General features: G+C 67.0%; 35 protein-coding genes. All 35 read right to left on the reverse strand.

The features are described from left to right. Nucleotides 1-61: 61 nt before the first annotated feature. Nucleotides 62-1,084 (reverse strand): DNA-directed RNA polymerase subunit alpha, encoded by a 1,023-nt coding sequence (locus OG625_RS15305; RefSeq protein ID WP_329380645.1) that lies wholly within the window; start codon nucleotides 1,082-1,084, stop codon nucleotides 62-64. A gap of 150 nt (nucleotides 1,085-1,234) precedes the next feature. Next, nucleotides 1,235-1,639, reverse strand: a complete 405-nt coding sequence (gene rpsK, locus OG625_RS15310; RefSeq protein ID WP_003956432.1) for a 30S ribosomal protein S11 — start codon at nucleotides 1,637-1,639, stop codon at nucleotides 1,235-1,237. A 54-nt stretch (nucleotides 1,640-1,693) separates the two neighbouring features. After that, the gene (gene rpsM, locus OG625_RS15315) at nucleotides 1,694-2,074 is read right to left on the reverse strand and encodes a 30S ribosomal protein S13 (RefSeq protein WP_007265919.1); all 381 of its coding nucleotides are present in this window, start codon (nucleotides 2,072-2,074) and stop codon (nucleotides 1,694-1,696) included. Between the two features lie 198 nt (nucleotides 2,075-2,272). Continuing rightward, nucleotides 2,273-2,386, reverse strand: coding sequence for a 50S ribosomal protein L36 (gene rpmJ / locus OG625_RS15320; protein ID WP_003956441.1), 114 nt, complete (start codon nucleotides 2,384-2,386; stop codon nucleotides 2,273-2,275). 74 nt (nucleotides 2,387-2,460) lie between these two features. After that, complete coding sequence (infA, locus tag OG625_RS15325) at nucleotides 2,461-2,682, reverse strand: translation initiation factor IF-1 (protein WP_003956442.1); 222 nt, start codon at nucleotides 2,680-2,682, stop codon at nucleotides 2,461-2,463. A gap of 138 nt (nucleotides 2,683-2,820) precedes the next feature. Beyond that, nucleotides 2,821-3,672 (reverse strand): type I methionyl aminopeptidase, encoded by an 852-nt coding sequence (gene map / locus OG625_RS15330; RefSeq protein ID WP_329380648.1) that lies wholly within the window; start codon nucleotides 3,670-3,672, stop codon nucleotides 2,821-2,823. Nucleotides 3,673-3,841: 169 nt separating this feature from the next. Next, complete coding sequence (locus tag OG625_RS15335; protein WP_329380651.1) at nucleotides 3,842-4,489, reverse strand: adenylate kinase; 648 nt, start codon at nucleotides 4,487-4,489, stop codon at nucleotides 3,842-3,844. After that, nucleotides 4,489-5,802, reverse strand: coding sequence for a preprotein translocase subunit SecY (secY, locus tag OG625_RS15340; protein WP_329380654.1), 1,314 nt, complete (start codon nucleotides 5,800-5,802; stop codon nucleotides 4,489-4,491). Before secY ends, OG625_RS15335 begins: the two co-directional genes overlap by 1 nt. 188 nt (nucleotides 5,803-5,990) lie before the next feature. Beyond that, nucleotides 5,991-6,446 carry a 50S ribosomal protein L15 gene (gene rplO, locus OG625_RS15345; protein ID WP_008739693.1) on the reverse strand — a complete coding sequence of 152 codons (456 nt, stop codon included), beginning with the start codon at nucleotides 6,444-6,446 and terminating at the stop codon, nucleotides 5,991-5,993. 2 nt (nucleotides 6,447-6,448) lie between these two features. Next, the gene (rpmD, locus tag OG625_RS15350; RefSeq protein ID WP_053682614.1) at nucleotides 6,449-6,631 is read right to left on the reverse strand and encodes a 50S ribosomal protein L30; all 183 of its coding nucleotides are present in this window, start codon (nucleotides 6,629-6,631) and stop codon (nucleotides 6,449-6,451) included. Then, nucleotides 6,631-7,236 carry a 30S ribosomal protein S5 gene (gene rpsE / locus OG625_RS15355; RefSeq protein ID WP_030298218.1) on the reverse strand — a complete coding sequence of 202 codons (606 nt, stop codon included), beginning with the start codon at nucleotides 7,234-7,236 and terminating at the stop codon, nucleotides 6,631-6,633. Before rpsE ends, rpmD begins: the two co-directional genes overlap by 1 nt. A 45-nt stretch (nucleotides 7,237-7,281) precedes the next feature. Next, nucleotides 7,282-7,665 (reverse strand): 50S ribosomal protein L18, encoded by a 384-nt coding sequence (rplR, locus tag OG625_RS15360; RefSeq protein WP_008739696.1) that lies wholly within the window; start codon nucleotides 7,663-7,665, stop codon nucleotides 7,282-7,284. A 2-nt stretch (nucleotides 7,666-7,667) separates the two neighbouring features. Further along, the gene (gene rplF / locus OG625_RS15365; RefSeq protein ID WP_329380658.1) at nucleotides 7,668-8,207 is read right to left on the reverse strand and encodes a 50S ribosomal protein L6; all 540 of its coding nucleotides are present in this window, start codon (nucleotides 8,205-8,207) and stop codon (nucleotides 7,668-7,670) included. Between the two features lie 20 nt (nucleotides 8,208-8,227). Next, nucleotides 8,228-8,626, reverse strand: coding sequence for a 30S ribosomal protein S8 (gene rpsH, locus OG625_RS15370; protein ID WP_007265911.1), 399 nt, complete (start codon nucleotides 8,624-8,626; stop codon nucleotides 8,228-8,230). Nucleotides 8,627-8,849: 223 nt separating this feature from the next. Then, on the reverse strand, nucleotides 8,850-9,035 hold the full coding sequence (locus OG625_RS15375) for a type Z 30S ribosomal protein S14 (protein ID WP_003956452.1): 186 nt from the start codon (nucleotides 9,033-9,035) through the stop codon (nucleotides 8,850-8,852). Nucleotides 9,036-9,040: 5 nt separating this feature from the next. Beyond that, entirely contained in the window at nucleotides 9,041-9,592 is a 552-nt protein-coding gene (rplE, locus tag OG625_RS15380) for a 50S ribosomal protein L5 (RefSeq protein ID WP_030008469.1), read from the reverse strand. After that, complete coding sequence (gene rplX, locus OG625_RS15385; RefSeq protein ID WP_030008468.1) at nucleotides 9,592-9,903, reverse strand: 50S ribosomal protein L24; 312 nt, start codon at nucleotides 9,901-9,903, stop codon at nucleotides 9,592-9,594. Before rplX ends, rplE begins: the two co-directional genes overlap by 1 nt. Before the next feature lie 2 nt (nucleotides 9,904-9,905). Further along, nucleotides 9,906-10,274, reverse strand: a complete 369-nt coding sequence (gene rplN / locus OG625_RS15390; protein ID WP_008739701.1) for a 50S ribosomal protein L14 — start codon at nucleotides 10,272-10,274, stop codon at nucleotides 9,906-9,908. Nucleotides 10,275-10,379: 105 nt separating this feature from the next. Beyond that, nucleotides 10,380-10,661, reverse strand: coding sequence for a 30S ribosomal protein S17 (gene rpsQ, locus OG625_RS15395; protein WP_030008467.1), 282 nt, complete (start codon nucleotides 10,659-10,661; stop codon nucleotides 10,380-10,382). After that, on the reverse strand, nucleotides 10,661-10,885 hold the full coding sequence (gene rpmC, locus OG625_RS15400) for a 50S ribosomal protein L29 (RefSeq protein ID WP_008739703.1): 225 nt from the start codon (nucleotides 10,883-10,885) through the stop codon (nucleotides 10,661-10,663). The genes rpsQ and rpmC overlap by 1 nt, the downstream gene beginning before the upstream one ends. Beyond that, the gene (gene rplP, locus OG625_RS15405; protein ID WP_030026326.1) at nucleotides 10,885-11,304 is read right to left on the reverse strand and encodes a 50S ribosomal protein L16; all 420 of its coding nucleotides are present in this window, start codon (nucleotides 11,302-11,304) and stop codon (nucleotides 10,885-10,887) included. Before rplP ends, rpmC begins: the two co-directional genes overlap by 1 nt. Before the next feature lie 5 nt (nucleotides 11,305-11,309). Then, nucleotides 11,310-12,152, reverse strand: coding sequence for a 30S ribosomal protein S3 (gene rpsC, locus OG625_RS15410; RefSeq protein ID WP_069921523.1), 843 nt, complete (start codon nucleotides 12,150-12,152; stop codon nucleotides 11,310-11,312). Continuing rightward, nucleotides 12,152-12,499: a 50S ribosomal protein L22 gene (gene rplV / locus OG625_RS15415; protein WP_037792011.1), complete on the reverse strand. Its 348-nt coding sequence runs from the start codon at nucleotides 12,497-12,499 to the stop codon at nucleotides 12,152-12,154. The genes rpsC and rplV overlap by 1 nt, the downstream gene beginning before the upstream one ends. 43 nt (nucleotides 12,500-12,542) lie before the next feature. Next, nucleotides 12,543-12,824 (reverse strand): 30S ribosomal protein S19, encoded by a 282-nt coding sequence (gene rpsS, locus OG625_RS15420; RefSeq protein WP_008739713.1) that lies wholly within the window; start codon nucleotides 12,822-12,824, stop codon nucleotides 12,543-12,545. Between the two features lie 12 nt (nucleotides 12,825-12,836). After that, on the reverse strand, nucleotides 12,837-13,673 hold the full coding sequence (gene rplB / locus OG625_RS15425) for a 50S ribosomal protein L2 (RefSeq protein WP_112447748.1): 837 nt from the start codon (nucleotides 13,671-13,673) through the stop codon (nucleotides 12,837-12,839). A gap of 39 nt (nucleotides 13,674-13,712) precedes the next feature. Then, nucleotides 13,713-14,036, reverse strand: a complete 324-nt coding sequence (rplW, locus tag OG625_RS15430; protein ID WP_030154694.1) for a 50S ribosomal protein L23 — start codon at nucleotides 14,034-14,036, stop codon at nucleotides 13,713-13,715. Then, complete coding sequence (gene rplD / locus OG625_RS15435; protein WP_030008466.1) at nucleotides 14,036-14,686, reverse strand: 50S ribosomal protein L4; 651 nt, start codon at nucleotides 14,684-14,686, stop codon at nucleotides 14,036-14,038. Before rplD ends, rplW begins: the two co-directional genes overlap by 1 nt. A 4-nt stretch (nucleotides 14,687-14,690) precedes the next feature. After that, the gene (rplC, locus tag OG625_RS15440) at nucleotides 14,691-15,335 is read right to left on the reverse strand and encodes a 50S ribosomal protein L3 (RefSeq protein ID WP_281204232.1); all 645 of its coding nucleotides are present in this window, start codon (nucleotides 15,333-15,335) and stop codon (nucleotides 14,691-14,693) included. 14 nt (nucleotides 15,336-15,349) lie between these two features. Next, nucleotides 15,350-15,658, reverse strand: a complete 309-nt coding sequence (gene rpsJ / locus OG625_RS15445; RefSeq protein WP_003948644.1) for a 30S ribosomal protein S10 — start codon at nucleotides 15,656-15,658, stop codon at nucleotides 15,350-15,352. Between the two features lie 484 nt (nucleotides 15,659-16,142). Next, a complete protein-coding gene (locus tag OG625_RS15450; protein WP_329380672.1) occupies nucleotides 16,143-17,270 on the reverse strand; it encodes a hypothetical protein in 1,128 nt (375 codons plus the stop codon). 83 nt (nucleotides 17,271-17,353) lie between these two features. Continuing rightward, on the reverse strand, nucleotides 17,354-19,969 hold the full coding sequence (locus tag OG625_RS15455) for an N-acetylmuramoyl-L-alanine amidase (protein ID WP_329380674.1): 2,616 nt from the start codon (nucleotides 19,967-19,969) through the stop codon (nucleotides 17,354-17,356). A gap of 114 nt (nucleotides 19,970-20,083) precedes the next feature. Then, nucleotides 20,084-21,916, reverse strand: coding sequence for a hypothetical protein (locus OG625_RS15460; RefSeq protein WP_329380677.1), 1,833 nt, complete (start codon nucleotides 21,914-21,916; stop codon nucleotides 20,084-20,086). Nucleotides 21,917-22,008: 92 nt separating this feature from the next. Continuing rightward, nucleotides 22,009-22,893 (reverse strand): glycosyltransferase family 2 protein, encoded by an 885-nt coding sequence (locus OG625_RS15465; RefSeq protein ID WP_329380681.1) that lies wholly within the window; start codon nucleotides 22,891-22,893, stop codon nucleotides 22,009-22,011. Between the two features lie 10 nt (nucleotides 22,894-22,903). Continuing rightward, complete coding sequence (locus OG625_RS15470) at nucleotides 22,904-23,710, reverse strand: glycosyltransferase family 2 protein (protein ID WP_329380683.1); 807 nt, start codon at nucleotides 23,708-23,710, stop codon at nucleotides 22,904-22,906. Further along, nucleotides 23,707-24,099, reverse strand: coding sequence for a DUF2304 domain-containing protein (locus tag OG625_RS15475; protein WP_329380686.1), 393 nt, complete (start codon nucleotides 24,097-24,099; stop codon nucleotides 23,707-23,709). The genes OG625_RS15470 and OG625_RS15475 overlap by 4 nt, the downstream gene beginning before the upstream one ends. Nucleotides 24,100-24,155 lie beyond the last annotated feature (56 nt).

Raw genomic sequence — 24,155 nt, forward strand, 5'->3', positions numbered from 1 at the left:
TCAGTTCCCTCAGGCGGTCGCGAGAGGGGGTGTGGGGGGCGTGAGCCCCCCACAAGCTTTTCTAGTACTGCTCGGTCTCGACGAAACCGGCGTCCGCGTCGTCCTCGGCACCGAAGGCGTCCGCGGCAGCGGTCGGGTCGAATCCGGGCGGGCTGTCCTTGAGGGCCAGGCCCATGCCGGCCAGCTTCGCCTTGACCTCGTCGATCGACTTCGCACCGAAGTTGCGGATGTCGAGCAGGTCGGCCTCGGAGCGGGCGACGAGCTCACCCACGGAGTGGATGCCCTCGCGCTTGAGGCAGTTGTACGACCGAACGGTGAGCTCGAGCTCCTCGATCGGCAGCGCCAGATCGGCGGCCAGGGCGGCGTCCGTCGGCGACGGGCCCATGTCGATGCCCTCGGCGTCGATGTTGAGCTCGCGGGCCAGACCGAACAGCTCGACCAGGGTCTTGCCGGCGGACGCCATGGCGTCACGCGGGCGCATGGCCTGCTTGGTCTCGACGTCGACGATCAGCTTGTCGAAGTCGGTGCGCTGCTCGACTCGGGTCGCCTCGACCTTGTAGGTGACCTTGAGGACCGGGCTGTAGATGGAGTCGATCGGGATACGACCGATCTCCTGGCCCAGCTGCTTGTTCTGGACGGCGGAGACGTAGCCGCGACCGCGCTCGACGGTCAGCTCCATCTCCAGCTTGCCCTTGCCGTTGAGCGTGGCGAGGACCAGGTCCGGGTTGTGCACCTCGACACCGGCCGGGGGCGCGATGTCGGCAGCGGTGACCAGGCCGGGACCCTGCTTGCGCAGGTACATCACGACCGGCTCGTCGTGCTCCGAGGAGACGACCAGCTGCTTGATGTTGAGGATGATGTCGGTGACGTCTTCCTTGACGCCCGGCACGGTGGTGAACTCGTGCAGGACGCCGTCCACGCGGATGCTGGTGACAGCGGCACCCGGGATCGAGGACAGGAGCGTACGGCGCAGGGAGTTACCGAGGGTGTAGCCGAAGCCCGGCTCCAGCGGCTCGATCACGAACCGCGAGCGGTACTCGTCGACGACCTCTTCGGTCAGCGAAGGACGCTGAGCGATAAGCATGTCTGTGTTCCTTCATTCGTGGACGCCCACTATTTGACGCCCGACGGGACGCCGTACCGGAGTACGGCTACTGCAAGGGTACGGGCGGCACGGCCCCCGAAGGGGTCGTACCGCCCGGACACTCAAGAACGCACAGGTGCGTCCGCTGCGTCAGACGCGGCGGCGCTTCGGCGGGCGGCAGCCGTTGTGCGGGGTGGGGGTGACGTCCTGGATCGAGCCGACCTCGAGGCCAGTGGCCTGGAGGGAGCGGATCGCGGTCTCGCGGCCGGAGCCCGGACCCTTGACGAAGACGTCAACCTTGCGCATGCCGTGCTCCTGCGCGCGGCGGGCGGCCGACTCGGCGGCCATCTGCGCGGCGAAGGGGGTGGACTTGCGCGAGCCCTTGAAGCCGACGTGGCCGGCGGAGGCCCAGGAGATCACGTTGCCCGAGGGGTCGGTGATCGAAACGATGGTGTTGTTGAACGTGCTCTTGATGTGGGCGTGCCCGTGAGCGACGTTCTTCTTTTCCTTGCGGCGCACCTTCTTGGCAGCGCCCTGACGACCCTTGGGGGGCATCTAAATCTCCTACGGGAGGTGGTCGGTCCTACAGCGCAAGACCGCTGAACAGGACTACTTCTTGCCCGGCTTCTTCTTACCGGCGATCGCGCGACGCGGGCCCTTGCGGGTACGCGCGTTCGTGCTGGTGCGCTGACCGTGCACCGGCAGGCCACGACGGTGGCGGATGCCCTGGTAGCACTGGATCTCGATCTTGCGGCGAATGTCGCCCTGGATCTCGCGGCGGAGGTCACCCTCGGTACGGAGGTTGGCGTCCACGTACTCGCGGATCTTGACGAGGTCCTCTTCGGCCAGGTCACGAACGCGGGTGTTCGGGTTCACGCCGGTGGAGGCGAGGATCTCCTTGGACCGGGTGCGCCCGATACCGAAGACGTAGGTGAGTGCGATCTCCACACGCTTTTCGCGCGGGATGTCAACACCGGAAACGCGTGCCACAAATGGCTCCTGTGTGTTCGGGGGTCTTCCGCAGAACCACTCCCGACCGCCGACCACCCGAAGTGGGTGATGGTACGTCCGGGTCCCCGGCCCCCGCCGGAGGTACCGCCGGCCCCTCGCAGGGCTGGGCGGGTTCTGCGTATGTACGTTTTCTTACGTCGCGCGAAGAACTGCGAAAGGCAGGTCGGTCGGCGTGCGTCAGCCCTGGCGCTGCTTGTGGCGCAGGTTGTCGCAGATGACCATGACCCGGCCGTGACGGCGGATCACCTTGCACTTGTCGCAGATCTTCTTGACGCTCGGCTTGACCTTCATGTTGGTGAGGTTCTCCGGGTCAGTGCCACCACCCGCGCCGGGACAAGACGCCCAGGCGGGAGTGAAGACAAGATCTACTTGTATCGGTAGACGATCCGGCCACGCGTCAGGTCGTACGGAGAAAGCTCCACGACAACCCGGTCATCAGGGAGGATGCGGATGTAGTGCATGCGCATCTTGCCGCTGATGTGCGCGAGGACCTTGTGACCGTTCTGGAGTTCCACCTTGAACATCGCGTTCGGGAGGGACTCGATCACGGTGCCCTCGATTTCGATGGCACCTTGCTTCTTGGCCACGCTTCGCCTTTCGAATCGGCTACCTTGATCGGCCTCGCGCGCCATGCAGGCATGGGGGTGCACGAGAGCCGACGAGTCAGTCTACGTCAGGGCATCCCGAAAGACGAATCCGGAAAGTTTGCCCCAGAGTCTAGATCATTAACCGAGGGGGTCCGGAGCCGTGGTGACCCCGTACTCCGCCAGCTTCGCCTTGCCGCAGTCCGGGGAGGTCAGGACGATGGGCCCGGCCTCCGTCAGCGCGATGGAGTGCTCCCAGTGCGAGGACCAGGTGCCGTCCGTCGTGATGACCGTCCAGTCGTCGGCCAGTACCTCCGTCTGGGCGGTGCCCAGGGAGACCATCGGCTCGATCGCCAGGCAGACGCCCGGGACCAGCTTGATCCCCTTGCCCCGCTTGCGCGAGACGTAGTTCAGCAGGTGCGGGTCCATGTGCATCTCGGAGCCGATGCCGTGGCCGCCGTAGTCCTCGATGATCCCGAACTTGCCGAGGCTGTGCTCACCGGTGGTGGGGCGGGGCTGGCGCTTGATGTACGTCTCGATCGCCTTCGAGATGTCCACGAGGCGGTTACCGAGCTTCATCGCGGCGATACCGGCCCACATGGACTCCTCGGTCACCCGGGAGAGCTCGACGAGCTCCGGGGCGTGCCCCGTGCCCACGAAGGCCGTGTACGCGGCGTCGCCGTGCCAGCCGTCCACGATCGCGCCGGCGTCGATCGAGATGATGTCGCCGTCCTTGAGGACCGTCTTGTCGTCCGGGATGCCGTGGACGACGACCTCGTTCACCGAAGTGCAGATGGTCGCGGGGAAACCGCCGTAGCCGAGGAAGTTCGACTTGGCCCCGGCGTCCGCGATGACCTTGCGGGCCACCATGTCCAGATCCAGCGTCGTGGCGCCGGGCACGGCGGCCTCACGGGTCGCCGCGTGGATCGCGGCGACGACAAGTCCCGCCTCGCGCATCTTCACGATCTGCTCGGGGGTCTTGATCTGGACCATTGGAACAGCCTTCCCTCTTCTGCGGCTAGACCGCCGCCGCTCTCGCGGAGGTGGTTGCTCTCCGCTGTGGTTCCTCAATTATTGGCTGATGTCGTACGAAGCCGCGTCATGCAGACGGCCGCGGTGTCCCGAGGGGACACCGCGGCCGTACCTGCACAACAAAGGGTGACTACTTCTTCAGGGCGTCCATCGCGCGCTTCGTCACGTCCGCGACCTCACCGAGGGCGGGGATCGTCACGAGCAGGCCCTGGGCCTTGTAATAGTCGATGATCGGCTCGGTCTGCGTGTGGTAGACCTCGAGCCGGTTGCGGACCGTGTCCTCGGAGTCGTCGCCGCGCTGGTACAGCTCGCCGCCGCACTTGTCGCAGACGCCCTCGGCCTTCGGCTGGGCGTACGCCACGTGGAAGACGTGCGCCGAGTCGTTACGGCAGATCCGGCGGCCGGCGATCCGCTTGACCACCTCGTCCTCCTCGACCTCCAGGTCGAGGACGGCGTCCAGCTTCATGCCGGCGGCCTGGAGCATCTCGTCGAGGGCCTCGGCCTGCGACACGTTGCGCGGGAAGCCGTCGAGCAGGAAGCCGTTCGCAGCGTCCTGCTGCTCCATGCGGTCCTTGGCCATGGCGATGGTGACCTCATCGGGCACCAGGTCGCCGGCGTCCATGAACGCCTTGGCCTGCTTGCCCAGCGGGGTGCCCTGGCTGATGTTGGCCCGGAACAGGTCGCCCGTGGAGATGTGCGGGATCGACAGGTTCTTGGCAAGGAACGCGGCCTGCGTTCCCTTGCCGGCACCGGGCGGTCCGACGAGGACGATTCGCATCAGCGGAGGAACCCTTCGTAATTACGCTGCTGGAGCTGGCTCTCGATCTGCTTCACGGTTTCCAGACCCACACCCACGATGATCAGGATGCTCGTTCCCCCGAAGGGGAAGTTCTGGTTCGCTCCGAAGCCGGCCAACGCCATCGTCGGCACAAGAGCGATGAGACCCAGGTACAGCGACCCCGGCCAGGTGATGCGGTTGAGTACGTAGCTCAGGTACTCGGCGGTAGGTCGACCGGCGCGGATACCCGGGATGAACCCACCATACTTCTTCATGTTGTCTGCAACTTCCTCGGGGTTGAAGGAAATCGCCACATAGAAGAACGCGAAGAAGACGATCAGGAGGAAGTACACCGCGATGTAGTACGGGTGGTCGCCCTTGACGAGGTGCTTGTTGATCCAGGTGGCCCAGCCCGCGGTGGACCCGCTGAACTGCACGACCAGTGCCGGGATGTAGAGCAGCGACGAGGCGAAGATGACGGGGATGATGCCCGCCTGGTTCACCTTGAGCGGGATGTAGGTCGAGGTACCGCCGTAGGCACGGCGGCCGATCATGCGCTTCGCGTACTGGACCGGGATCCGGCGCTGCGCCTGCTCGACGAAGACCACCAGGCCGACCATCGCGAGGCCGACCAGCATGACGACGCCGAACTCGACCCAGCCGTCGGCGATCTTGCCCTGCTCCTTGATGGTCCACAGGGCGCCGATGAAGCCGGCGGCGATCGAGATGAACATGAGGATCGACATGCCGTTGCCGATGCCGCGGTCGGTGATGAGCTCACCGAGCCACATGACGACGCAGGTACCGGCGGTCATGGTGAGCACCATGACGACCGTCGTGAAGATCGACCGGTTGGGGACGATCTGACTGGCGACCTGGCAGCCCTGGAACAGGGCGCCGGTGCGGGCGGTGGCCACGAGGCCGGTGCCCTGCAGGATCGCGAGCGCGACCGTCAGATAGCGCGTGTACTGAGTGATCTTCGCCGTGCCGGACTGTCCCTCTTTTTTGAGGGTCTCCAGCTTCGGGATGACCACGGTCAGCAGCTGCAGGATGATGCTCGCCGTGATGTACGGCATGATGCCGAGCGCGAAGATCGTGATCTGCAGCAGCGCACCGCCGCTGAACATGTTGACGAGGCCGAACAGCCCATTGCTGCTGCCCGCCTGTTCGACGCAGATCTGGACGTTCTTGTAGCTCACGCCGGGTACCGGGATGTGGGACCCGAGCCGGAACAGCACGATGATGCCGAGCGTGAAGAGCAGCTTCTTGCGCAGGTCGGGCGTCTTGAACGCCCGGGCGAACGCGGTGAGCACGGTGCCTCCTGCGACCCCCGCGCTACTGCGTCAGAGGTGACGGTCTGAGGGATCGACGTATACGACAAAGCAAAGGTGCACGCCACCTTACCGGCGAGTGTGCCCCCCGTGGAACGACCAACCGGGGATGCCCCTTATGTGAGGCATCCCCGGTCGGGTTTCGAGCTATTTAGTCACAAGAATTCGTCTTAGACGAGCTCGGTGACAGTGCCGCCGGCAGCGGCAATCTTCTCCTTGGCGGAGGCGGAAACGGCGTCAACCGAAACCTGCAGCGCCACGGAGAGCTCGCCCTGGCCCAGGACCTTGACGAGGCTGTTCTTGCGAACCGCGCCCTTGGCGACCAGGTCGGCCACCGTGACTTCTCCACCCTCGGGGTAGAGAGCGCCGAGCTTGTCCAGGTTGACAACCTGGAACTCGGTGCGGAACGGGTTCTTGAAGCCCTTGAGCTTCGGCAGACGCATGTGGAGGGGCATCTGCCCACCCTCGAAGCGCTGCGGGATCTGGTAACGGGCCTTCTGGCCCTTCGTACCACGACCGGCCGTCTTACCCTTCGACGCCTCACCACGACCGACACGGGTCTTCGCGGTCTTGGCGCCGGGGGCGGGACGGAGGTTGTGGGCCTTCAGCGGGCTGTTCTCAGCCATGATTAGTCAACCTCCTCAACCGTCACGAGGTGGCGGACGGTCTGCACCATTCCGCGGAACTCGGGGCGGTCCTCCTTGACGACGACGTCGTTCAGGCGCTTGAGCCCGAGCGAACGCAGCGTGTCGCGGTGGTTCTGCTTGCTGCCGATGTACGACTTCGTCTGCGTGATCTTGAGGCGAGCCATTACGCAGCCCCCGCCCCGGCACGTGCACGAAGGAGAGCCGCGGGAGCGACGTCCTCGAGGGGCAGACCACGGCGAGCCGCGATCTCCTCGGGACGCTGCAGGCCCTTGAGGGCCGCCACGGTCGCGTGCACGATGTTGATCGCGTTGGAAGAGCCGAGCGACTTCGACAGGATGTCGTGAACGCCGGCGCACTCCAGAACGGCGCGCACCGGGCCACCGGCGATAACACCGGTACCAGGGGAAGCCGGCTTCAGCAGCACGACGCCCGCAGCGCGCTCGCCCGTGATCGGGTGAGGAATGGTGCCCTGGATGCGCGGAACCTTGAAGAAGTTCTTCTTGGCTTCCTCGACACCCTTGGCGATGGCCGCGGGAACTTCCTTGGCCTTGCCGTAACCGACACCTACGGTGCCGTCACCGTCGCCCACCACGACCAGCGCGGTGAAGCTGAAGCGGCGACCACCCTTGACAACCTTGGCGACGCGGTTGATCGCGACAACGCGCTCAACGTAAGCGGTCTTCTCGGCGGCAGGGCCACCGTCGCGACCCTTCCGGTCCCGCCGCTCGCCGCCACCGGCACCGCTTCCGCGGCGCTGGGGTCCAGCCATTGGATTACCTCTCTCTGTTACGTCCGTGAGTCCCGGAACCGGGGCTTAGAACTTCAGCCCGGCTTCGCGGGCGGCGTCAGCCAGAGCGGCAATGCGCCCGGCGTATCGGTTGCCACCGCGGTCGAACACGACGGTCTCGACACCCGCAGCCTTGGCACGCTCGGCGACGAGTGCGCCGACGGCCTGGGCCTGGGCGCTCTTGTCGCCTTCGCCACCGCGGATCGAGGTGTCCAGGGTCGACGCGGACGCCAGGGTGTGACCCTGGAGGTCGTCGATGACCTGAGCAACGATGTTGCGGTTGGAACGCGTCACGACGAGGCGCGGACGCTCCGCCGTACCCGACACGTTCTTGCGAATGCGGATGTGGCGGCGAGCCTTGGCAGCGCGCTTGTACGCGTCGCCCTTGGCGATCTTCACACCGTATGCCATGGCTACTTACCAGCCTTTCCGACCTTGCGGCGGATGACTTCGCCGGCGTACTTGACACCCTTGGCCTTGTACGGGTCGGGCTTCCGCAGCTTGCGGATGTTGGCGGCGACCTCGCCGACCTTCTGCTTGTCGATGCCCTCGACCGAGAACTTGGTCGGCGACTCGACCTTGAAGGAGATGCCCTCGGGCGCCTCCACCAGGATCGGGTGGCTGTAGCCGAGCTGGAACTCCAGGTTGGAGCCCTTCGCGGCCACGCGGTAACCGACACCGCTGATCTCGAGAGCCTTGACGTATCCCGTGGTCACACCGGTGATCATGTTCGCCACCAGCGTGCGGGACAGGCCGTGCAGGGCCTTGTTCTGACGCTCGTCGTTCGGGCGGATGACGTTCAGAACGCCGTCCTCACCCTTGGCGACAGCGATGGGCGCAGCGACGGTGTGCGAGAGGGAACCCTTGGGGCCCTTCACCGCGACCGTACGGCCATCGATGGTGACGTCCACACCGGCGGGAACCTGGATGGGGAGCTTGCCGATTCGCGACATTGCTTTTCCTCCGTTCCCGACTACCAGACGTAGGCGAGGACTTCCCCACCTACGCCCTTCTTGCCTGCCTGCTGGCCGGTCAGGAGACCGTGGGACGTGGAGATGATCGCCACGCCCAGGCCGCCGAGAACCTTCGGCAGGTTGGTGGACTTTGCGTACACGCGCAGACCGGGCTTCGAGATCCGCTTGATGCCCGCGATGGAGCGCTCACGGTTCGGCCCGAACTTCAGCTCGAGGACGAGGTTCTTGCCGACCTCGGCGTCCTCGACCTTCCAGCCGGTGATGAAACCCTCCTGCTTGAGGATCTCCGCGATGTGCGACTTGATCTTGCTGTGCGGCATCACGACGGTGTCGTGGTACGCCGAGTTAGCGTTACGCAGACGGGTCAGCATGTCTGCGATCGGGTCAGTCATGGTCATGAAGTGGCCTTCGGCCTCTCTCGCCGGGGTTTCCTGTATGCGCCATCCCTCTCCCCACTCAGTGGCGGGACGGGTGCGGTGCGGGGACCTACGGCGTAGTAAGTCGTTATGGGCGGCGGACGCCCAACCACACAAGCCTAAGGCATGCGCGGCCGGGCACCCACCGTCCAGATGCTTACCGAGAGTGCCTGGTACTTCCCAAGTCCTTGCGGACCGGGAGGAGTTACCAGGAGCTCTTGGTCACGCCCGGCAGCTCGCCACGGTGAGCCATCTCACGAAGGCAGACGCGGCACAGGCCGAACTTGCGGTACACGGAGTGGGGGCGACCGCAGCGCTGGCAGCGGGTGTACGCACGCACACCGAACTTGGGCTTACGGGCAGCCTTCGCGATGAGAGCCTTCTTCGCCATCTCGCTTACGCCTCCTTGAAGGGGAAGCCGAGGTGACGAAGGAGCGCGCGGCCCTCAGCGTCGTTGGTCGCCGTGGTGACCACGGTGATGTCCATACCCCGGGTACGGTCGATCTTGTCCTGGTCGATCTCGTGGAACATGACCTGCTCCGTGAGACCGAAGGTGTAGTTGCCACGGCCGTCGAACTGCTTCGGCGACAGACCACGGAAGTCACGGATACGCGGCAGCGCGAGCGACAGCGTACGGTCCAGGAACTCCCACATGCGGTCACCACGGAGGGTGACGTGGCAGCCGATCGGCTGACCCTCGCGCAGCTTGAACTGCGCGATGGACTTGCGGGCCTTCGTGACGGCCGGCTTCTGACCGGTGATCGTCGTCAGGTCCTTGATGGCGCCGTCGATCAGCTTGGAGTCGCGGGCGGCGTCGCCCACACCCATGTTGACCACGATCTTCACGAGACCGGGGATCTGCATGACGTTCTCGTAAGAGAACTCTTCACGCAGCTTGCCCGCGATGTCCTCGCGGTACTTCGTCTTGAGACGCGGAGTGGTAGCCATCAGATGTCCTCACCCGTCCGCTTGGCAACGCGGATCTTGTTGCCCTCGTCGTCGAAGCGGTAGCCGACGCGGGTGACGACCTTCTTGCCGTCCTTCTCCACAACCAGCTGAACGTTGCTGACGTGGACCGGGGCCTCGGTGATCACAATGCCACCGGCCTGGTTCTGCGCAGCCTTGGTGTGCTTCTTGACCCGGTTGACACCCTCGACGAGGACGCGGTTGTCAGCGGGGAAGGCGACGATGACCTTGCCCTGCTTGCCCTTGTCCTTACCGGTGATGACCTGAACCAGGTCGCCCTTCTTGATCTTCATGCTTACAGCACCTCCGGCGCGAGCGAGATGATCTTCATGAACTTCTTCTCGCGCAGCTCACGGCCCACCGGGCCGAAGATACGGGTGCCGCGAGGGTCGCCGTCGTTCTTCAGAATGACGGCGGCGTTCTCGTCAAAGCGGATGTACGAGCCGTCCTGGCGGCGACGCTCCTTGACGGTGCGAACGATGACCGCCTTGACGACGTCACCCTTCTTCACGTTGCCACCGGGGATCGCGTCCTTGACGGTGGCGACGATGACGTCACCGATGCCCGCGTAGCGGCGACCGGAACCACCGAGAACACGGATGCAAAGGATTTCCTTGGCACCAGTGTTGTCGGCGATACGCAGTCGCGACTCCTGCTGGATCACGTGTATCTCCTGTTTGTCTGCCGGTTCCCGGCGGGGGCTTCACTCCGGAGAGCTGAGCCCCCACCGAGCCTGGCGGAACGAACCTAAGGGAAACCCCTCAGGTGCTTACTTGGCCTTCTCGAGGATCTCGACGATGCGCCAGCGCTTGCTCGCCGACAGCGGACGCGTCTCCATGATGAGGACGCGGTCGCCGACGCCGGCAGCGTTCTGCTCGTCGTGCGCCTTGAGCTTGTTCGTACGGCGGATGACCTTGCCGTACAGGGCGTGCTTCACGCGGTCCTCGACGGCGACGACGACGGTCTTGTCCATCTTGTCGCTGACGACCAGACCCTCACGGGTCTTGCGGAAACCGCGCTCGGTCTTCTCAGTCACGTTGTTCTCGCTCATCAGGCGCTCTCCACCGTCTCGATACCGAGCTCACGCTCGTGCATCAGGGTGTAGATGCGAGCGATGTCCTTACGGACGGACTTGAGCCGGCCGTTGTTCTCCAGCTGACCCGTGGCCGCCTGGAAGCGGAGCTTGAACAGCTCCTCCTTGGCCTCGCGCAGCTTGCCAACGAGCTCCTCGTTGCCGAGCTCACGCAGCTCGGACGCCTTGGTTCCCGTCGCCATCACGACTCACCTGCCTCGCGCCGAACAATCCGGCACTTCATCGGAAGCTTGTGAGCAGCGCGGGTGAGCGCCTCACGAGCAATCTTCTCGTTCGGGTAGGACAGCTCGAACATGACCCGACCCGGGTGCACGTTGGCGATCCACCACTCGGGAGAACCCTTACCGGAACCCATGCGGGTCTCGGCAGGCTTCTTGGTGAGCGGGCGGTCCGGGTAGATATTGATCCAGACCTTGCCGCCACGCTTGATGTGACGGGTCATCGCAATACGAGCCGCCTCGATCTGGCGGTTCGTGACGTAGGCGGGGGTGAGCGCCTGGATGCCGTACTCGCCGAACGAGACCTCAGTACCGCCCTTGGCCATACCGCGGCGCTTCGGGTGGTGCTGCTTACGGTGCTTGACCCTACGAGGGATCAGCATGTTGGTCAGGCCTCCGTTCCGGTGCTCTCAGCCGGAGCGGCGGCGGGAGCGTCGGCCTTGGGGGCCTCGGCACCAGCAGCCTGCTGCGGCTTGCGGCCACCACGGCCGCCGCGCTCGCCACCACGGCCACCACGGCCGGCGGGACGGTCGCCAGCGCCCTGCGCGCCACGGGCCGGGCGGTTACCCGCACGGGCCGCAGCGTTCTCGGCGCGAACCTCGGCGATGTTCTTGACGTCGCCCTTGTAGATCCAGACCTTCACACCGATACGGCCGAAGGTGGTCTTGGCCTCGAAGAAGCCGTAGTCCACGTTCGCGCGCAGCGTGTGCAGCGGCACACGACCCTCGCGGTAGAACTCGGAGCGGGACATCTCGGCGCCGCCGAGGCGACCGCCACACTGGATCTTGATGCCCTTGGCGCCGGCCTTCATCGTGCCCTGCATGCTCTTACGCATGGCGCGACGGAAGGAGACGCGGGAGGAGAGCTGCTCGGCAACGGCCTGGGCAACCAGCTGAGCGTCGACCTCGGGGTTCTTGACCTCGAGGATGTTCAGCTGGACCTGCTTGCCCGTGAGCTTCTCGAGGTCACCGCGGATGCGGTCGGCCTCGGCGCCACGGCGGCCGATGACGATGCCCGGACGAGCGGTGTGGATGTCCACACGCACGCGGTCACGGGTGCGCTCGATCTCAACCTTCGAGATGCCGGCGCGCTCCATGCCGGACGTCATCATCCTGCGGATGGCGACGTCTTCCTTGACGTAGTCCTTGTACAGCTTGTCGGCGTACCAACGCGACTTGAAGTCGGTGGTGATGCCGAGCCGGAACCCGTGCGGGTTTACCTTCTGGCCCATTACCGGGAACCTTCCTTGCTGCTGACGACCACGGTGATGTGGCTGGTCCGCTTGCGGATCCGGTAGGCACGGCCCTGCGCACGCGGACGGAACCGCTTCAGGGTCGGGCCCTCGTCCACGAACGCCTCGCTGATGACCAGCGTGGAGGCGTCCGGGTGGTTGTAGTTGTGTGCGGCATTGGCAATGGCGCTGTCCAGCACCTTGCCAACCGGCACGCTCGCGGCCTGCGGGGCGAAACGCAGGACCGCCTGAGCCTCCGTGGCATCCATGCCACGGATAAGGTCCACCACTCGGCGGGCCTTCATGGGCGTGACGCGGATGTACCGCGCCTGGGCCCTGGCTTCCATGGTTGTCCCTTCGGTGTAAGTCATAGTCGTAACCACCCCGCCTTTAGCGGCGCTTCGACTTCCGGTCGTCCTTGACGTGGCCGCGGAAGGTGCGAGTCGGCGAGAACTCGCCGAGCTTGTGGCCGACCATCGACTCGGTGACGAACACCGGGACGTGGGTCTTGCCGTTGTGCACCGCGATGGTGTGACCCAGCATGCTGGGGATGATCATCGAGCGACGGGACCAGGTCTTGATGACGTTCTTGGTGCCGGCTTCGTTCTGGACGTCCACCTTCTTTACGAGGTGGTCGTCGACGAAGGGCCCCTTCTTGAGACTGCGCGGCATCTAAACCCGCTCCTAGCGCTTCTTGTTCGTCTTGCGGCGGCGGACGATGTACTTGCTCGAAGCCTTCTTCGGCGAGCGAGTACGACCCTCCTTCTGACCCCACGGGGAGACCGGGTGGCGACCACCACTGGTCTTGCCCTCACCACCACCGTGCGGGTGGTCAACCGGGTTCATCGCGACACCGCGGACGGACGGGCGAACGCCCTTCCAGCGCATGCGGCCGGCCTTGCCCCAGTTGATGTTCGACTGCTCGGCGTTGCCGACCTCACCGACGGTGGCGCGGCAGCGCGCGTCGACGAGACGGATCTCACCGGACGGCATACGAAGGTGGGCCATGGTGCCCTCCTTCGCCAGCAGCTGCACGGAGGCACCAGCGGAGCGGGCGAACTTGGCGCCGCCACCGGGACGGAGCTCGATCGCGTGGATCGTGGTACCGACCGGGATGTTGCGGAGCGCCAGGTTGTTGCCGGGCTTGATGTCGGCCGTGGGGCCGTTCTCAATCCGGTCGCCCTGCTTCAGGTTCTTCGGCGCGATGATGTAGCGCTTCTCACCGTCGGCGTAGTGCAGGAGCGCGATGCGCGCAGTGCGGTTGGGGTCGTACTCGATGTGCGCGACCTTGGCCGGCACGCCGTCCTTGTCGTGACGACGGAAGTCGATCACACGGTAGGCGCGCTTGTGGCCGCCACCCTGGTGTCGAACCGTGATCCGACCGGTGTTGTTACGGCCGCCCTTGCTGTGCAGGGGGCGGACCAGCGACTTCTCCGGCGTGGACCGCGTGATCTCGACAAAGTCGGCGACGCTGGAGCCACGACGGCCCGGGGTCGTCGGCTTGTACTTGCGGATACCCATTTCTCAGTCCTCGTCCGATTCCGGACGACTAGACCTCCGTTAGGAGGCCTGGCCGCCGAAGATGTCGATTCGGTCGCCCTCAGCGAGGGTCACGATGGCGCGCTTGGTGTCAGCGCGCTTGCCGAAACCGGTCTTGGTGCGCTTGCGCTTACCCTGACGGTTGATCGTGTTGACCCCGGTGACCTTGACCCCGAAGACCGCCTCGACGGCCTGCTTGATCTGGGTCTTGTTGGAGCCGGGCGCGACGATGAACGTGTACTTGTTCTCGTCCAGCAGCGCGTAGCTCTTCTCCGAGACAACCGGCTTGATCAGCAGGTCGCGCGGGTCAGTGAAGGTCTTGCTGGTAACGGTCGCCTCAGACATCAGGCGTCGCTCCCTTCGGTCTCATCGGCCTTGGGGCCAGACACGAAGGACTCGAAAGCGGCCTGAGTGAAGACCACGTCGTCAGAGACGATCACGTCGTACGTGTTCAGCTGGCCCGGCTCCAGGATGTGAACCTGGGGCAGGTTGCGGGCGGACAGCCACGCGGCCTCGTCGGCACGCTCGACGACCAGGAGCAGGTTCTTGCGCTCCGAGATCTTGCCGAACAGCGTCTTGGCGGCCTTCGTGGAGGCGGCACCCTCGACCACGCCGGTGACGACGTGGATGCGGGAGTGACGCGCACGGTCCGAGAGGGCACCGCGGAGGGCGGCGGCCTTCATCTTCTTCGGGGTCCGCTGGGAGTAGTCACGCGGCTGCGGGCCGTGGACGACGCCACCGCCGACGAACTGCGGAGCGCGGGTGGAACCCTGGCGAGCGCGGCCGGTGCCCTTCTGGCGGTACGGCTTGCGGCCACCACCACGGACTTCGCCACGACGCTTGGTCTTGTGCGTGCCCTGACGGGCAGCTGCCAGCTGGGCGACAACGACCTGGTGGATCAGCGGAACGCTGGTCTTCGCGTCGAAGATCTCCGCGGGGAGCTCGACGGTACCGGCCTTGTCGCCTGCCGGCGAAAGGATGTCAATGGTGCTCATTACCTCAAGCCCCCTTGGCCGCGGTACGGACCAGGACGAGGCCGCCGTTCGGACCGGGGACCGCACCCTTGATGAGGAGCAGACCCTTCTCCGCGTCAACCGCGTGGATGGTCAGGTTCTGGGTGGTGACGCGCTCGTTACCCATACGACCGGCCATGCGCATGCCCTTGAAGACACGCCCAGGGGTGGCGCAGCCACCGATCGAACCGGGGGAGCGGTGCTTGCGCTGGACGCCGTGACCGGCACCGAGGCCCTTGAAGTTGTGACGCTTCATGACACCGGCGAAGCCCTTGCCCTTGCTGTTGCCCGTGACGTCAACCTTGACGCCGGACTCGAACACCTCGGCAGTGATCTCCTGGCCGAGCGTGTACTCGCTGGCGTCGGAGGTGCGGAGCTCCACCAGGTGGCGGCGGGGGGTCACGTCGGCCTTGGCGAAGTGGCCCTTGAGGGGCTTGTTCACCTTGCGCGGGTCGATCTCGCCGAAGGCGATCTGGACCGACTCGTAGCCGTCGATGTCGTTCGTACGGACCTGGGTAACGACGCAGGGTCCGGCCTTGACCACGGTCACCGGGACGACACGGTTGTTCTCGTCCCAGACCTGGGTCATGCCGAGCTTCTCGCCCAGGACGCCCTTGATCTGCTTTGCCATCTTCTCGACGCCTCTCAGAGCTTGATCTCGATGTCAACGCCGGCCGGAAGGTCCAGGCGCATCAGCGAGTCAACGGTCTTGGGGGTCGGGTCGAGGATGTCGATCAGGCGCTTGTGCGTGCGCATCTCGAAGTGCTCGCGCGAGTCCTTGTACTTGTGCGGCGACTTGATGACGCAGTACACGTTCTTCTCAGTGGGCAGCGGCACCGGGCCCGCGACCGACGCACCAGTGCGCGTCACCGTCTCGACGATCTTCTTCGCCGAGGAATCGATGACCTCGTGGTCGTAGGCCTTGAGCCGGATGCGGATCTTCTGTCCCGCCATGGCTACTCCGTAGTCCTGTCTGTTATGTGGAAACGCTCTGGCTCTCGATCGGCTGCGGGAGCGATCCCGCGGCCTCTCCTCCGACCCACGCGGTCGGGCGTGTCGCACTCCCTCTACAGAAAATTCCCATACGGAAATTCCCTCGTCCAAGGGGGTGCGGTCCCTGTGACCGCGATTCGGGGGAGAAACACCCACCGAGCGCCTGGTGGGCACCGTGCTGACACTTCCCAGAAGATTCCCGTACGTCCGCCCCCATTGCTGCCCCGGAAGGCAGATTAAGGACGACGAGTACTGTGGGACTCGCTTCCGGTCCTCCCGGCGGGAGGCGCGCAGCATCGGCACTCAGCCGAGCAACTTGAGTAGTCTGCCATACGAGGCACGTACCTGGCCAATCGGGCGGAAGAGAATACCCCGCCACGCTGAGTGGTCAAACCGACGCACCCATGCCCCCCGGGCGGGGTATCTCATCCGGCATCTCCCCCGGTCAGGAGCGGGACACCGTCCCGCAGCCCTCCTGGCTGGTCTCCCCGATGCCCTTGCTCCGGTCGTACGGGTCCTCGGGCGTACCGGAGGGCGTGGATCCGACCACCGGATCCGCGTCGAAGGACGGGTGGATGTACCCGTCGTGCACGTCACAGGCGCTGTTGGCGAGGTCGACGCGGATGTCGCCGAGCCGGATCCGGCCCGCGGTGACCTGCCACTTGCGCGGGTCGGCGACCGTGAAGGTGAGCTCGCGGCGCACGATGGTCCGCTCGACCTGGTCCGCGCCCTGTGCGGCCTTCACCAGCGGGTAGACGAACGAGTAGTCGACCCGGATGTCGGCGCGGCCCGCCTCCTTGCCGGCTTCCACCCACATCCGGCCGCGGACTTTGACCACCTCGCCCACGAGCTTCGCCTCGGCCGGGTTGTACCGGGTGAACAGGTTCAGCGGGTCCTGCTCCTTGCCCGGCTGGGCCAGGGACTTCTCCAGGTGCGCCGACAGCTCCTTGTCCAAGGGGTCCAGCAGGGCCAGGGCCGCCTCGGGGCGCCCGCCCCGCAGCGTCGCCGGGTCCAGGTTCGCCGCGACCAGGAACGCCTTGGCCTTCTGGAGCGCCTCGGCGACCTTCTCCTTGGACACCCCGCCGACGGCCTCGGCCACGGGGAGCTCGATGCCGGCGGCGCCGTCCGCCCACTGGAGGGCCGGGGAGCCGCGGAAAGGTTCCTGCAGGGTCGGGGCGTCCGGGTGCACCGACGGCGGCGGAGCCGTCGGGCGCCCCGACTCGGCGGCCAACGGGTTCTTGGCGTCCTCGCGGGCCTGCGTCTTGCCGGTGACGCGGTCGATGACCAGTTCGGGCCGTACGGCGATCAGCGCGACCCCCGCGATGACGACGACGGCCAGCAGCGCCTTCAGGCGCCGCTTGCGCTTGCCGCGGCCCTGCATCTCCTGCCAGGCCGGGCCGGTGCGCCAGCCCGGCGGGTCCTGCTGGTGCCGCAGCCGCTCGGTCACCATCCGCGCCCGTGCGGACGGCTCCTTGGGAGCGTTGCCCTCCCCCGCGGCGGCCTGTTCCATGAAGCGGGCCAGCTCCTCGTCGGAGGGCACCCGCCCGTCTGCGTGTTCCTCGTTCCTGCCCATTTCCCCACCCTGAGTCCGGAGCGTGCGAGAGGCCCCGCACCATCCGGTGCGGAGCCTCTCACCTGCGGCTATGCCTGACTAGCTCACTTGCTGAAGTACCCGGTGATGTCCGCGATCAGGTGGACGCCGCCCGAGTGGTTGTAGAAGCTGACCTTCCCGTCCTTGACCGGGACGATCACCAGGTTCGGGATCGTCTGGCCGCCCGTGAAGTTCAGGTTCGACACGCCGGGACGGGTCTCGTTCGCGTCGCCCGGGTAGACCGAGACGAAGCTGCCCTGCGTCGGCTCGGTCGCCGTCACGTTCAGCACGACCGAGGTGACCCCGGTGGCCGGGATCCCGTCGATGCCCGCGAGCGGGAGGGTGACGGCGGTGCCGCCGTTCACCTTGCCCTCCGGGGCGCCGAGGCCCGCACGGGTGTCCATGAGGCGCTTCGGCCCGATGTTGGTGTGCGTCGAGCCCGCGGTGCTGTCCGAGAAGTAGCCGGTGATGTCCGCGATCAGGTCGACGGCGCCCAGGTGGTTGTAGAAGCTGACCTTCCCGTCCTTGACCGGAACGATCACCAGGTTCGGGATCGTCTGGCCCGCCGTGAAGTTCAGGTTCGACGCACCGGGACGGGTCTCGTTCGTACCGCCCGGGTAGACCGAGACGAAGCTGCCCTGCGTCGGGTTGGTCGCCGTCACGTTCAGGACGACCGCCTTGGCGCCCGCGATCGGGACGTCGAGGCTGACCGCGCTGCCGCCGGCCACCTTCTGCTGCGCGACGCCCAGGCCCTCACGGGTGTCCATCAGGCGCGTCGGGCCGTGGCTGGTCTGCGTGGCGCCCTCGCCGCTCGCCGTGAAGTAGCCGGTGATGTCGGCGATCAGGTCGACGGTGCCCGCGTGGTTGTAGAAGGAGACCTTCCCGTCGACGACCGGGACGACCACGAGGTTCGGGATCGTCTGGCCGGCGGTGAAGTTCAGGTTCGACGCCTCGGCGCGGGTGGTCCCGTTCGGGTAGACCGAGACGAAGCTCGCCTGCGTCGGGTTGGTCGCCGTCACGTTCAGCACGACCGCGGTCACGTTGTTCATGCCCGCGCTGGTGACCGGGAGGGTCACGGAGGTGCCGCCGGCGACCTTCTGCAGCGGGACGCCCAGGCCCTCACGCGTGTCCATCAGGCGCTTGGGTGTGACCGGGACGAACTTGATGTCCTTGACCGCCGCCACGACGGTGACCGGCAGGCTGGTGGACACCTTGCCGTTCGTCGTGGTCGCCCGGATCTGGAGCTGGTGGCTGCCGACGGCCAGCGTCGTCGAGGCCTGGGTCGCGGTGCCCGCGGTGGTGGCGACCACCTGCTCGTCGACCAGCAGCTCGAACTTGGTCACCAGGGCCGCCGCCGTGCTGGTCGACCAGGTCAGCGACACCGGTCCGGGGGTCTCCACGGAAGTGCCCGGCTGCGGGGTCGCGCCGTTCACATTGGTGATCTTCAGCTTCGCGGCCGGGCCGGACTTCCGGATCGTGTCCAGCTGCGGATACAGCTGGTTGCCCGGGCACTGGGTGTTGAAGCCGTCCCGGTGACCCGAGAGCGTCTTGAAGTCGTACGACTGACCCTTGACGTACTTGGCGCCGAAGTAGTTGGTCAGGTTGTCGGCCGGCGCGACCAGCTTCGTCGTGCCGTTGATGTCCCCGTCGTACTGGCCCAGCTTGTACGAGGCCACCTTCGCGACGGCGTCGAGCGCGGCGGCCGAGGCGCCCGCGTGCGTGTAGTCGCCGAGGACGGCGATGCCGCTCGACTCGCCGTTCCAGCCGAAGGTGTGCGCGCCGTTCACGGGCTGGTCGACGCCGCCCTTGCGGCCCTCGAAGACCGCGCCGCACTTGTCGACGACGAAGTTGTAGCCGAGGTCACGCCACTTGTTGACCTCCACGTGGTACTTGAGCAGGCTGCGGACCATGGCCGCGGACTCACTGCACTCGTACGGGTCGGCGACCGCGGTGTGGTGGACGAAGGTGGCCTTGACCTTGCCCGCGGGGAGGTAGATCGGGCCCTCGACGACGATGGACTCGTCCGCGCCCCAGTCCTTGCGCAGCACCACGTCCGGCTTCGGCGCGGTGGAGTCGGGTCCGGGGACCGACGGCGGGACGCTGGGCGGATCGGTGGGCACCGGGTCCACCGCCGGAAGGGCGAAGGCGACCGGGGCGGCCCCGAGGTCGCCCTTCTTCTTGGGCTTCGCGGCACCCGGGTCGACCAGGTTCAGCTCCAGGCCCTCGGGGAGCTCGGCCGCGCCGCCGCCCACCCGGACCTCGGCGCCGTCGGAGGGGCCGACCCACACGGGCTCGGTGGCGCCCTTCAGACCGGGACGCTTGCCGTCCATGGTGGCCTTGACGGCCTCAAGGGTGATCCACTTCGACCACTTGCCGGACTCCGCGTCGCGGGTACGGGCTTCGATGGCCCCCTGGACCGTGGCGTCGGGGTCCTTCCAGGAGACGCCGAGGAGCCCGAAGGGCTTCGTGTCCTGCTGGGAGAGCACGGCCTTGCCGGTCCCCTTCGGCTTGAGCGCCAGCTTCTGGAGCTTGCCCTCGACCGGGGCCTTCGTCTTGCCGGTGGCCTCGTAGCGGGCCCCTGCGGCCTCGTCCGGGGAGTCGGTTCCGAAGCCGTTGGCCGCTCCCTGGAACCCGAGTACCGCTACGACACCGAGCGCGGCGGCGAGAGCCGTCCCACGCACTCGTCCTAGTTTCAACTTGTTCCCCAACCCCTGTTTAGAGCTCAGCAGGTGACACCTTCGAACGGCCGGATGCTACTGGCACCGAGTTTCGGCCGGTCCACCGGGGTCGGGTGATCAACCGCGGCGCCAGATCACGTACTTCTGGTTCTCCTGGCCCTCGCCCTCCCGGTCGACGTGCCAGCCGGCCGGGGCGTTCTTCCAGCTGGCGGCCGCGGGGGCCTTCGGGTCGGCCACGCCGATCACGGCGACGTTCGCCTTGGCGGGCGGAGTCTCGTTCACGTTAAGGTTGCGGGTCCAGACCCGGCCTTCGAGCAACTGGTAGCTCATCGCCGCCCGGGTCGTCCAGCTGAAGGCCTCGTCCATCACCAGCCGGTCGTCGGGCCGCAGGCCCGCCCGCTCGATGAATCCGGTGGTGTCGCTGTGGCTCCACTCCATGTTGGGCAGGGTGACCTTGTCGGTGATGGAGACGGTCGCCCAGCCGGCGAACACCGCCGCCGCCACCCCGACGGCGCCGGTGGCGAGCGCGATGCGGCGACTGCCGCCGAGCAGGCGCAGCCCCAGCAGCACGGCGAACACGACCAGGGCGACCGCGGTGGTGCGCGCCCCGTGGAAGTGGGTCCAGTCCTCCGACCACAGGCTGGAGAGGAAGGTCGCGTCGGGCAGCCCCCACAGGATGAACACGGACTTGGAGAGCTCACCGCCCGCCATGTGGAGCAGCGCCGCCGTGAGCGCCAGCGTCACGCCCGCGGAGGCGGCGCCGAGTGCGGCGATCTTCTTCCAGCCGCGGATGTGGAACAGCACCGCCATCGCGACCAGTACGAACACCACCGCCAGCGGGGACAGGTAGCGGGCGTAGACGATGGTGTCGACCCGGTGGTCGTCGGGCAGGCCGGCGGCCGCCGCCAGGGTGATGCCGCCGAGCAGCGCGACCATCAGGAAGGCCACCACGCGGTTCGCCCGGGTGAAGCGCGAGCTGAACACGGCGTACACGCAGACCACCAGGGTCAGCGCGCCGAGACCCCAGGTGCTGGTCATGAAGTACCAGACGTGCCCGATCATCCGCATGAGGGTGCGGCGGATCAGGCGGGTGTCCTGCAGCGTCTCGAAGACGACGTTGCCGACATAGCTCGCCTGGGCGCCGTCGATCCGCGAGATCAGCCAGGTGGTCATCAGCTGCTTGACGACGAACATGACGGCCAGCACGGCCAGCCCCAGCGCGGTGGCGATCCGGGGGGCCCACTTCAGGACCAGCGCCACCACCAGCACCAGACCGGTCAGCGCGATGATCACGCCGCCCCGGTCATGGGTCAGCAGGCAGTACCCGGCGGAGAAGGCCCCCAGCAGGCCGAACGCGATCCGGCGCCGTCGGCTGCCGCCCTCGGAGAACAGGCCGTGCAGGCCGATCAGCCAGGCCAGCACCAGGGCCGGCAGGGGGGTGTCGGCCATCCCGAACTGGGAGTAGAAGACCACCGGCGGGAGCAGCACCGCCGCGCAGGCGGCGGCGAACGACACCGGCTTGGAGACGTTCAGCCGGCGCATCGCCCAGTACCCCAGCGGCAGCACCAGGCAGCTGAGCAGGGCGTTGATGCCCAGCATCAGGTGGTAGGCGAACACCGGCTCCTGGGTGATCCACAGAGCGGGCGAGATGAGCAGCGAATAGCCCGGCGGGATCACCACGTCCTGGGGGATCTCGGTGGTCGGCAGGCCGGCCAGGATCCGGGCCATCACGAGGTACATCGGCTCGTCCGGGCTGACCATCGGGTAGTCCAGCTCGGTGACGAGAGACAGCCGGAACAGCACGTTGAGCACGTATCCGACGACGAGAGAGACCGGCACCACCCACCGGGCGTGCCACCACCCCGCCCTGGTACCGGCGTCCGCCGAGGAGTCCCCGGCGGTCCGTTCGGTCTCCGGCTCGGCCGGGGACAGGGGGGCCAGTGGCGTCATGACAGGTCACACTTCCGTGAGATGTCCGTTGCGGACGGGTTCGGTCGTGCGGCGCGGCGCGGCGCCCCGCAGGGGTTCGGCAAGCCGTGCGCTCAGCGCGTGGCGTGGCGCAGCATGGCAGTGGCCCCGAGCCGGCCGGCGTACTTGACGGCGGCGGGCAGCAGGGTGAGTGCGTGCAGCCGGGAGGAGAGGTGGAGCCGGGAGATCTTGGCGGCCTGCCGCCAGCCGAGCCGGTCGAGGCGGTCGGCGGTCTCGCGGAAGAAGCGCTTGGCCTCCTCGAAGCGGTGACCGGTGTACGCCGTGGCCGAGGACTCGCTGTCGGCGTGCCGGCGGTAGCTGAAGCAGACCTCCGGCGTGACGGCCAGGGTCTCCCCCGCCACCAGCAGGTCCATCACCAGGGCGAGGTCCTGGATCACGGTCAGGTCGACGCGGAAGCCGAAGCGCTTGACCGCTTCGGTGCGCCAGCAGATCGAGGGGAAGTACAGCCAGTTGCCGCGCAGCAGGCCGGCGGCCAGCTCCTCGCCGCCGAGCAGGGCCGGGCCGTGGTCCTTGGGCGAGTACAGCTTGCGCTTGGTCCGGTCGACGAGCGTGTCGTACGGCAGGCCGTCGGAGCCGATCACCCGGACGCCCGGCTGGATCATCGCCGCGCGCGGTTCGCGGACGGCCGCCGCCCGCACCACCCGGAGGTAGTTCGGGTGCATGAGGTCGTCACAGCCCATGAGCACCAGGTACTCGTACTCGGCCAGCTCGACGCAGCGGTTGAAGTTGCCGGTGACGCCGAGGTTGCGCTCGTTGCGGTAGTAGCGGACCCGGGGGTCCGCCAGCGCCTCGAACCACTCGGGGACTCCCGGCTCGTGGCCGTCGTCGACCACGGTGAGCCGCCAGTCGTCGCCGTCCTGGGCGAGCACGCTGCGGACGGCGTCCTGCATCAGCGCGACGTCGCCGTAGTACGGCAGAAGGATCTCGAAACGCGACATCGTCAGCCGCCTAGGCCTTGGTCAGCTCACGACCGAGGAGCTCGGCGTTGCGCCTCTCGTACGCGGTGTACGACGGGGACCCGGGCGTGAACGCCTTGAGCTCCTCGGGCATCCGGCGGATCATCGCGAGCAGCAGCACCAGGCCGGCCCGGGTGAGGTAGACCATCGCCCGGAACGGCGAGGCGCTCGGGCGGCCGGTGGTGCGTTCCCGCATCGCCACCGGGATCTGGCGGACGGTGAAGCCGGAGCGGGCCGCGCCCACCATCGACTCGATGGTGTCGCCGAGGTACTCCACCGGGTACCAGCGGGCGAAGAACTCTATGAGCGGCCGGTTGCAGGCACGGAAGCCCGAGGTGGTGTCGGTGAGCTTGGTCCGGGTGATGCGCGACAGCACCACGGACAGCAGCGACATCGCCCACTTGCGGGGGCCGCGCACCTGGTAGTCGCCGTCCCCGGCGAACCGGGCGCCGATCACCAGGTCGGCGTCGCCGACGGCGAGCCGCTCCAGCAGCGCCGGCACGTACGCCGGGTCGTGCTGGCCGTCGGCGTCGACCTGGATCGCCACGTCGTAGCCGTGCTGCTGCGCATAGCGGTAGCCGAGCCGCATCGCGCCGCCGACGCCGAGGTTGAAGGGCAGCTGGGCGACGGCCGAGCCGGCCGCCCGGGCCACCTCGGCGGTGTTGTCCGCCGAGCCGTCGTCGACCACGAGGGTGTCGACGTAGGGCAGCTGCTCCTGGATCTCGCGCAGGACGGAGGGCAGGCCCTCCTCCTCGTTCCAGGCGGGAAGAATGATCAGAACGCGACGACCGTCGTTCACGGGTTCACCTGTGCCTCGGTGGCGCCGGAGCCGGAGTCCTCCGTGCGCGGCGACGTGTTGGGGTAACCGCCCTGCTGGACGAGGTGCGCGCGGATCAGCGCCACGTCCTCCGCGAGGGTGCGGGTCTCCGCCTCCAGCCGGCTGGTCTCCCAGCTCAGGTGCAGGCTGACCAGCAGGACCAGCACGAAGCCGACGAACAGCACCAGGCTCACGCCCGAGGCGATGCCGAGGCCCCTGGCGACCGGGTCCAGCAGAGCGGGCACGAACCCGAGCGGTGCGACCACGAGCCCGATGGCGAGCCATATCGCGGCGTACTTCTCCCGCAGTTGCTGACGGCGCAGCAGTTCGAGGATGTACCCCAGCACCAGGAGACCCGTGATGGAGGTCAAGACGGAGAGTTGCACTGCGAGCGGCGCCTTTCGCGCGAAGGGGCCAACGTTTTGTT

The organism is Streptomyces sp. NBC_01351 (assembly GCF_036237315.1).
In the GTDB taxonomy this organism is placed as follows: Bacteria; Actinomycetota; Actinomycetes; order Streptomycetales; family Streptomycetaceae; genus Streptomyces.